5 protein-coding genes are annotated in these 9,900 nt (G+C 40.5%); all 5 read left to right on the forward strand.

All coding sequences use genetic code 11. From position 1 onward, the window contains the following. Window positions 1–334: hypothetical protein (locus AAC033_RS16910; protein WP_339740286.1), on the forward strand; the 334-nt coding region annotated here is incomplete at its 5' end. A 1-nt stretch (window position 335) separates the two neighbouring features. Then, window positions 336–2,405: a hypothetical protein gene (locus AAC033_RS16915; RefSeq protein ID WP_339740288.1), complete on the forward strand. Its 2,070-nt coding sequence runs from the start codon at window positions 336–338 to the stop codon at window positions 2,403–2,405. A 17-nt stretch (window positions 2,406–2,422) separates the two neighbouring features. After that, window positions 2,423–4,774, forward strand: a complete 2,352-nt coding sequence (locus AAC033_RS16920; protein WP_339740290.1) for a hypothetical protein — start codon at window positions 2,423–2,425, stop codon at window positions 4,772–4,774. Between the two features lie 25 nt (window positions 4,775–4,799). After that, on the forward strand, window positions 4,800–7,802 hold the full coding sequence (locus AAC033_RS16925; RefSeq protein ID WP_339740292.1) for a T9SS type A sorting domain-containing protein: 3,003 nt from the start codon (window positions 4,800–4,802) through the stop codon (window positions 7,800–7,802). A gap of 38 nt (window positions 7,803–7,840) precedes the next feature. After that, on the forward strand, window positions 7,841–9,900 hold a 2,060-nt coding region (locus AAC033_RS16930; RefSeq protein ID WP_339740294.1), incomplete at its 3' end, for a family 78 glycoside hydrolase catalytic domain.

Consider the following 9,900-nt stretch of genomic DNA (forward strand, 5'->3'; position numbering starts at 1 on the left):
GCAAACCATTGGTTTTAAACCGGAAATTACACCGGAAGACCACGCATCTTTCTTTACTACATCAACCGCCTGGGGCTTGTTTTCACAAACTCAAAACCAAACGGTACAAACAGCTGAGCTGGCAGTTAAATTTGGTAGCGCACAAATAAAGAACATTGTATTGGCTACTCCAGGCACAAAAACAGGAAGCAGCATTAAAGTAAAACTTGATGGAGTTGAACAGGTAATTAAGAAGAGTAAGCAGGATGGAAATACCCTTACAATTAATTTGAAATCTACTAGTGAAGTCAAAGCAGGCTCCTCACTTAGGATTTCTCTAAATATTAAAGAATAAAATGAAAAATTACAACTGCCTTATTTTAATCGTAATACTTGTTGTTTTGAGCACTGCCTGCAACAAGCGTACCGTGACCAATACGTCTTCTATTCTTGAAGAAGGAACTGATTTTCGAGACATCTATCCGGATACCTGGGTAGCAACAGATGCTTTGGGACGAACCATGCCCTCTTTTCATGAGGTTGGTCCGGTAAAGAATGACCAGCGCAGGGTAACCGGTATTTTCTATATTACCTGGCACACCCAGGATAAAGCCGACATGTCTAAACCCTATAACGCAGATGTTACTAAAATTCTGAATGCAGCACCTGAAGCACGTTTGGATGCAAGTCATCCTTTATGGACAGAAAATTCTTACCACTGGGGGGAACCGGAAATGGGCTACTTTCTTAGCCAGGATGAATACGTCATTCGCAAAGACATGTCGATGCTGGCGGATGCAGGTGTAGATGTAATAATATTTGATGTTACAAATGCTGTTCGTTACTGGGACGAGTGGGAAGTTACCTATAAGGTAATGCAGCAAATGAAGGCAGAGGGCAATAAAGTGCCAAAACTTTGTTTCTGGGCTTTTAACGGACCGGTAATTACCGTGGTTCAGGATTTATACGAAAAAATTTACAAAAAAGGAAAATACGCTGACCTTTGGTTTTACTGGGATGAAAAACCTTTATTGCTTTATAATGGGAAACCAGATTTTGATGCGAACAGGGGAGGTATAAAACACCCCAATCCCAATTACGACTCCTTGGCAGTAACAGATTCAAGTCATCCCCATTATCAAGATCCGGATTATACGGAAGAATTTTATCAGGATTATACGAAAGAGGTAAAAGACTTCTTTACACTTCGCACCATGTGGTGGGGCTATTACGAATGGGGTGGAGAACGTTTTGTCGGAACAGAAGATAACTGGAGTTTTGGCTATAGTCTGGCCGATGAAAAAGTAAAAGCCCTTGAGCCTGAAGAGCTGCTTTCGACGCATGACGGGAAAAGAGAGCAGGCAGCTGTTACTGCAGCGCAACACCCGGTAACCATGACGGAAGAGAATATGGGCGTAGGTAAATCATGGTCGCGTAAAAACGGACAACCTGCCTTGAATGAATACGATTTGCCTGTACCAACTTATGTTCCGTGGTTGGGTGATACCGTTGATAATCCTGAAGGTTATGGCATCTATTTTCAGGAACGATGGGATGAGGCCATCGAAGCTGCTCCGGAGTTTCTTTACATAAACGACTGGAACGAATGGACGGCAGGAAAATACTCTCCTGATGATAACGGGGGAATTACCAATAAAATCACTGGAAATACCATGCCATGGCTAGGCCGGGACAATCCGTTTATTTTCGTTGACCAGTATAACTCTGAGTTTAATCGGTGTATTCATCCAATGAAAGACGGTTATACAGATAACTATTACATGCAGATGGCTCAGAATATCCGCCGGTATAAAGGAATTAGGCCAATTCCTGTTAACCATGGATATCAGAAAGTGAAAGTTGACGGTGAATTTGATGAGTGGAACGAGATTTCAATTGAATACCGTGATACTAAAGGCGATGTATTTCACAGGGACCATCCCGGTTACGGTGGATTACATTATATCGATACAACGGGCCGCAATGATATTATCACAAGTAAGGTGGCTGTCAGTGAAAAAAATATCGCATTCTATGTTGAAACCAGTCAGGTTTTGACTTCGCATGAGGATGAAAATTGGATGCTCTTGCTGATTGATGCAGATAATAATTCAGAAACCGGATGGTTTGGTTACGATTACCTGGTGAATAAAGTGATTGATGACCATGAGAATACCGTGTTGATGCGCTACAACCAGGAAGAAGAAAGCTGGAAAAACCAAGCTATTCTGAAATATAATTATGCAAATAGTCAATTGGAGATTGAAATACCCAGAGATCAATTGGGGCTTGTTGGGAATCATTTCATATTTGATTTTAAATGGAGCGATAATCCTGTAGGATTGGATGACCCCCTCTCACTCTGTACAGGAGGAGATACTGCCCCGAACCGAAGATTTAATTACCGTTGTATTTGGAAAAAGTAAGTACAAAAACCAGGTTAATGAGAAGTTCGTATCGAAATATTCTGCTCATAGTTTCCGGTCTAATAAGTTTGTTTTATAGCAGTCAGGCTCAAATTACGACTGATGCTTCTCTATTGTGGCAGGATGAGGGGAAGGCTTTAAAAGATAGTCATTTGGCTTTTCGCGGAACGTTTTCACTGAGTGAAACGACCGAGCTTGAAATGCAATTTTGCGGAGCGTCCTGGTATGTAATTTGGCTGGATGGGAATTATTTTTACGAGGGGCCTGATCGTTACAGCCCCATGTATCCGGAGTATCAGTCAAAAAAGGTTAAACTTCCAAAAGGGAAACATTTCCTTGCTGTACAGGTACATTATGATGGTGTTGATACCCGGATGCTAAAAGCTATTCAGCCTTTTTTTTACTGTAGAATTCTACATACAAACAAGGAAATTCCTGTTTTCTGGAAGTGCAAAGAGTTGGAAGGGTATGAAAATCAGATGTTTCGAATTAGTGCACAGTTGGGGTGGGTTGAATGGTTAGATACCAGGAAAATACCAGAAAACTGGAAGGATATTGATTTTGATGATACGACATGGGATGCACCTGTTGAAGTTCAGCGGGAAATAGGCCCTTTAAAAAAATCAAAAATCAGTGAAGTTAAATCGCTTGAACTTTTTCCGGAATCCATAGCAGAAGGTAAATTGGCTGAGGTTTACGGTTATGAAAAAGACAATCCTTCTGCACGTTTTTTCCTGCGAGACTTGAAATGTGAAAAGCTGCCTCCGCAAGGAGTCTGGAAGCGTTATGATCTAGGCAAAGTGCAACTGTCCCGACCAAAATTCATATTGGATCTACCTGAAGGAGCAATCGTAGAATTTGCCTACAGCGAGTTTTTGAGTCATGGAAGGGTCGCTCCATGGATAACATTGTCTTTAAGTGATTCATACAATCTGGACCATTTTGTAGCTCGAGGCGGCAAACAGGAGTTTTTCCCCCTTGTTCCCAAAGGAGGACGTTTTGTGGAAATCCATATTAAGGCCCAACCTGAAAAAATCAGTTTCATGGAAGAAAAATTCATCGTACGGTCATACTACGATAAGCAGGAGGGGGAATTCCAATCAAACGATGAATTATTAAACAGGATTTGGCAAACAGGCATTGAAACTTATAAATCGTGTGCCGAAGATGCTCTTGTTGACAATCCTACGCGCGAAAGAGGACAGTGGCTCGGTGATTTTGGCATTGTTGGTTTGTCAATTGGTAGCGTTGGTTTTTCCGATGTGGAAATTTGTCGCCGCGGACTGGTTCAGAGTGCCCACTGCGCGAATAGCGATGGATTTGTTGCAGGCCTGAGTCCCGGCAATGAAGCCTTCTTGTCAACATTTTCAGCACAATGGGTACACGCCTGCATGAACTATTACCGATTTACGGGAGATAAATCTATTATCGAAGATTTATATTCTTATGCACAAAGAAATATAGCTGGTTTCCAGTTGCATTTAACTACGGAAGGTCTTTCAAATGATGCAGGTTGGCCTTTTGTTGACTGGGGGTATGTGGCAAACGAGGGCTCTTCTGACATGTCTTTAAATTTACACTACTATATTGCTTTACAGGAAATGGTAGAATGGTCAAAATTATTGAATAAAAGGGAGGAAGCATTCATATATGAAAAGTATAAAAAGGAAATATCATCGATCATTTCAAGGTATTTTGCAGGACATTCCAATCCTGAATATAACTGGGATACAATTGGATATCACCGTACCGTATTGGGAATGCTGACCGGTTTTATACCCAAAAACCAAAACAAACATGGTATTGAATATATCAAACAACATATTCTTAATTGCTTTCCAAATAATCCGGATGCTCCAAGGTTAAGCGACCCCGACGCTAATAATCCTCAATTAATCACGCCATATTTTGCCCATTATGTTTTCCCATTGCTGATTGAAAATGGCGAGATGGATTTTGTACTTGACCAGTACCGCAAGAGCTGGGGGTGGGCTTTGCAAGACAACCGCACCACGTGGCTTGAAGTGTTTGATACTCGCTGGTCGCATTGTCATCAGTGGTCGGGATGTCCGACATGGCAATTATCCAGGTATGTCCTGGGTTTACATCCCACTTTTGACAAAGAGTCCAATAGTTTCGATTTTAACTTCCATACTGGTCATTTAACTGATGCTGAAGGTAAAATGCCCTTACCCGATGGAAATGTAATTTCTGTAAAATGGGTTAAAATAGGGAATAACATTGAATACGTTTTAAATACAGCCGTTCCTGTTAGTATTCAAATCCCCAAAGAAGTAAAAGCATCTAAAAATGGAAAAGTAAAAGTAAGAAATACGTTGAAACTTGTTATCCCGAATAAATCGGAATAAACCTTCATGTTTTAAACTATCTGATATGGGAAGAAAATTTAGCTTTAGGCAACAAATACTGTTATTGACTCTATTAATCTATTCATCGGCTGGCGCACAATCCTGGGACGAACGTCCAGCGACTGATTATAAAAATAGATACAGTCAGGAATTCAATTCTACTTCCGGATGGGAACGATTTACGTTTTATAACCAATGGAATACGTTACAAAGCAGAGTTTTTAGCGCCAGTGATATTTCAACTGGTGCCTTACAATTCAAATGGATTGAAAAACGGGTGATGTGTTCTAAAGAGAAATATGCCCAACCTTACATTTTTGAAGCCGATTATGATTATTCAAATGGCTCAAACAGAGGAGGTGTTGTTATTCGCATAGCGAATCTCACGGAAAGCATACAGGAACCCGACCATGATCCTGGTTTCAATCGGGAGGGAGTAGCTTTTTATCCCACCAGTGATGGCAATTCAATGATTGTTCAGTTTTCGGGGGAAGATAAAGGGGCTGGCGGAGGTACTGCGTTTACTCGTATTTATGTTCCGAAACCAAATGGTGTCAACAGCCTCTTTGATCGAAAAACGTTACGAATAGAAGATTTTGGGACAAGCATTTATGTTTTTTACAATGAATCTCCTTTCATAAGAATCGATCTGGATGATATAAACGAGGATCTATATACTTCCGGTACGGTGTATAATGCGAGTATGCAAACTATGGGCAGTTTTGCCGGAATGGAGGTTGAAGCAACTGGGCATGTAGCAATTGCTCAAAGAGATGCTTTATTAAGATTATACCGTGCAACCATTCAGTATAATGATATAACCGAAGTATTCAATCCTGCTGACACGATCATATTTGAAAGTCCCTACAGAGATTTGTACACAGATACATGGGTTGCAACCGATGCGCTCGGCAGAAGAATGCCGGATTATGACGATGTTGGTGAGCCTAAAGATGATAAAAGACGTGTTGTTGGAATTTTTTATATCACCTGGCATACTCAAGGACACCATACAAATTTCACAAGTCCTTATTCTGCAGATGTAACAAAAATCCTGAAGGCTGATCCCAGTGCCCGATTCGATGCCTACCATCCGCTTTGGGCAACAAATAGTTTCCATTGGGGTGAACCTGAAATGGGGTATTTCCTCAGTCAGGATGAATATGTAATTCGTAAAGATATGGCCATGCTTGCCAATGCAGGAGTGGATGTACTGATAATGGATGTGACCAATGCCGTAAGATATTGGGACGAATGGGAAGTGCTTTTTAAAACGATGCAGAAGATAAAGGCCGAAGGAAATCAAGTGCCAAAGTTCTGTTTTTGGGCTTTTAATGGTCCGGTTATTTCGGTTGTTCAAGACCTTTACGATTGGTTTTATAAAACCGAGCGTTATAAAGACCTTTGGTTTTATTGGGACGATAAACCCCTTTTGCTGTACAACGCCAACCCATCTGTTGATGCTACCGGGGGTGGATATACAAATCCAAATCCTAATTATGATCCAGACGCGGTTTCCAATCCAAGTAATCCTCATTATGGAGATCCCTATTATACAGAAGAATTCTTGACAGACTACACCCAGGAAGTAAAAGAGTTTTTTACAAAACGGAATATGTGGTGGGGGTATTATAACTGGGCAGGAACACGATACGTTGGCACGGAAGATAACTGGAGCTTTGGCTACCAAATGGATGATGTCAATGTAAAAAACATGGATCCCGACGATTTGGTGGCCACACATAATGGCCGTAATGAACAGGCTGCAGTAACGCCAGCCCAACATCCATCCTCATTGGTTGGCAAATCATGGAGTCGGGTAAATGGTGAACCGGAGCTTAATGAATATGATATGCCAAAATCGACTTATGTTCCTTGGTTAAACAAAACCGTCGAAAACCCGGAAGCTTACGGAATATATTTTCAGGAACGTTGGGATGAAGCGATTCAATCGGATCCTGAATTTATTTATATCAACGACTGGAATGAATGGACTGCCGGGAAATACCATGATGGTCTCGTAAATCCATTTATGCGTCGAAACAGTCCTTATTATTTCGTTGACCAGTATAATGCTGAATTTAACCGGTGTGTTCAACCGATGAAAGATGGCTACACAGACAACTACTACATGCAGATGGTGCAGAACATAAGAAGGTATAAAGGAGTACGTCAACACTCAATCAATAAAGGAATAAGCAATTTAAGTGTCGATAATGATTTTAGTGACTGGGAACAGCTCCCAAACGAGTTCCGCGATGCCATAGGAGACACCCGCCATCGAAAACACAATGGATACGGTGGATTGGAATATATCAACACAACTGGAAGAAATGATATCATGAGTAGCAAGGTCGGATATGATAACGACAGCTTGTATTTCTACGTGAAAACATTGAGGGACCTGAGTCCTTCAGACGATCCCAACTGGATGTTGTTGTTTATTGATGCTGACAAGAACAAGGAAACAGGCTGGGAAGGCTATGATTACCTGATAAATAAGAATGTAAACTCGTCAACACAAACAACGTTAATGCAATGGACAGGATCGGCGTGGGGCAATGAAGTTGCTGCTCCCTTCGCCTTTCGTGGAAATGAAATGGAAATTGGTATTCCGCGTTCTGCAATGAATATGAAAGATGACACCCCTGAATTTTATTTCAAGTGGGCAGATAATCCTCAACACCTCAATGATATTTCCGACTTCTTTACGGATGGAGAATCAGCTCCAGACAGGCGTTTTAATTACAACTTTAGTCCAAAGGACGCAACGACAGATTTGAGTGAGAATAGATTGAATTCAGATTTTGTAAAGGTTTACCCAAATCCGGCGAATAATAGCGTTCGTATTGAGGCATCTGAATCCTCAAGCGTTGAAGTTTATAATCTCACGGGACAAATGATTTATTCCAGTCATCACCCTTTTAAAGAATTGGAGATTGATGTTAGCGGCTGGGAACCAGGACTGTATGTCCTGCGAGGGATTCGGAAGGAAGGCGGATTTGTTAAAAAGCTGATCGTTGAATGATGTTTTAGAAGGCTGGTCATGCGGTGAACAGGTTGAATATGGACGATAGAAAAAATAAAAACAAAATGATAATAGAAATCATAAAAAAAGTAATCCGTCAACAGATTCTCTATCTGCTGGTGATATTTTGGATCACATCAGGGTGTAGTCCTGAAATCATATTTCTTGACCTTCAGACAGAACTGCGTTCCAATCCTGTAGGTGTTGATCTTGCAAATCCCCGTTTGTCTTGGAAAATTCGAGTAGAAGAAAATAATATCAGGCAGGAAGCATATCAAATTATTGTCGCCAAATCAAGGGAGGATTTATACCATGAAAAAAACCTGGTTTGGAATACGGGGAAAATCAAGTCAGATAAATCGACTTTTATTCAATATCAGGGCGAAGATTTGGAATCGCGACAAGAATATTTTTGGAAAGTAAAAGTATGGACAAATAAGGGAAGATCGGATTGGAGTAATATAAACTCATGGAGAATGGCATTTCTGGAAGAAAAAGATTGGAATGCTTCCTGGATTGGTCTTGACAGCTTAACTAATAAAGGGGAAGAACTTTACGACGTTGTCAATACAAGACTTTCTGCGAGGTATTTAAGAAAAGAATTTACTCTCAAGGAAAATGTTCGTTCTGCACATCTCTACATATGTGGTTTAGGTATGTATGAATGTTACATCAATGGTGAAAAAATCGGTGCCGATATTTTTTCTCCCACAGCTACTGACTATACAAAACATGTAAACTATAATTGCTATGATGTATCGGAACATCTTCAAAGTTCTAATGCCATTGGTGTTGTTCTAGGGAATGGGCGATATTTTACAGTAAGAAATAAGTTAGATGAACGATATGGAGTTCCTCCTGCTAAACACTTCGGTTTTCCAAAGCTCCTGATGCAAATGGAAATAGAATACGAAAATGGGGAGACTCAAACGATAGTAAGTGATGCTTCATGGAAATTAAACCTCAGAGGTCCTATTGTCTCCAATAATGAGTTTGATGGAGAGGAATATGATTCAAGGTTAGAATTTCAGGGATGGACAAATCATAGTTTCGATGATCGTAATTGGATTGAGGCGGAAAAGGTGGAAGAACCTGGAGGTAAGTTAATAGCACAACGGAATCCAAATATCAGGACAATGAAAGAAATTAAACCAGTTAGTATAACAAAACTGAATGGAAAATACATTGTCGATATGGGGCAAAACATGGTGGGATGGTTAAAAGTTCATTTGTATGGTACAAAGGATAACGCGGTAGTAATGCGTTTTGCTGAAACTTTAAATGATGATGGATCACTTTATATGGACAACTTACGTGGAGCGGAAGTAACAAATAGATATACACCTAAAGTAGATGGGGTTTTTGAATGGAATCCAACATTCACCTACCAAGGTTTTAGATATGCAGAAATATCGGGGATCGATTCCATGCCTCGACTGAAGGATCTGACAGGGCAAGTAAACTATGACGAAATGAAAACGATTGGGGAGTTTGAAACTTCAAATCAGACGCTCAATCAGATTTATAACAATGCGGTGTGGGGAATCATGGGGAACTATCGCAGTTTTCCAACCGATTGCCCCCAAAGAGATGAAAGAATGCCATGGCTTGGCGACAGGGCAACAGGTTCATATGGCGAGAGTTTTATTTTTGATCACACACTTCTTTACGAAAAATGGCTACAGGATATAGAAGACTCCCAACGTGAATCAGGTAGCTTGCCTGATGTTGCTCCAAATTACTGGCCCTTTTACAGCGATAATATTACCTGGCCGGCTGCGTACATATTTGCTGCCAATATGTTATTTGAGCAAAGAGGAGATCAACGCCCGGTTAAAAATCACTATTCTTCAATGAAAAGATGGTTGGAATATATGTCCAGTAATTACATGGAGGATTATATCCTAACTAAGGATGTGTATGGTGACTGGTGTATGCCTCCTGAATCCCTTGATTTGATTCATTCAAAAGATCCGGAGAGAATAACCGATGGAGGCTTGATGGCAACAAGTTTCTATTATCATTTGCTTAACCGAATGTCCAGGTTCGCTTCAATACTGGACAAAAAGCAAGATGAACAATATTTTAAACAACAGGC

The organism is uncultured Sunxiuqinia sp., assembly GCF_963974515.1.
GTDB lineage: Bacteria > Bacteroidota > Bacteroidia > Bacteroidales > Prolixibacteraceae > Sunxiuqinia.

What these genes read in the sequence shown, in the direction of transcription:
- AAC033_RS16920 (WP_339740290.1), top strand. Translation starts at nt 2,423, where the DNA reads ATGAGAAGTTCGTATCGAAATATTCTGCTCATAGTTTCCGGTCTAATA.
- AAC033_RS16925 (WP_339740292.1), top strand. Translation starts at nt 4,800, where the DNA reads ATGGGAAGAAAATTTAGCTTTAGGCAACAAATACTGTTATTGACTCTA.
- AAC033_RS16915 (WP_339740288.1), top strand. Translation starts at nt 336, where the DNA reads ATGAAAAATTACAACTGCCTTATTTTAATCGTAATACTTGTTGTTTTG.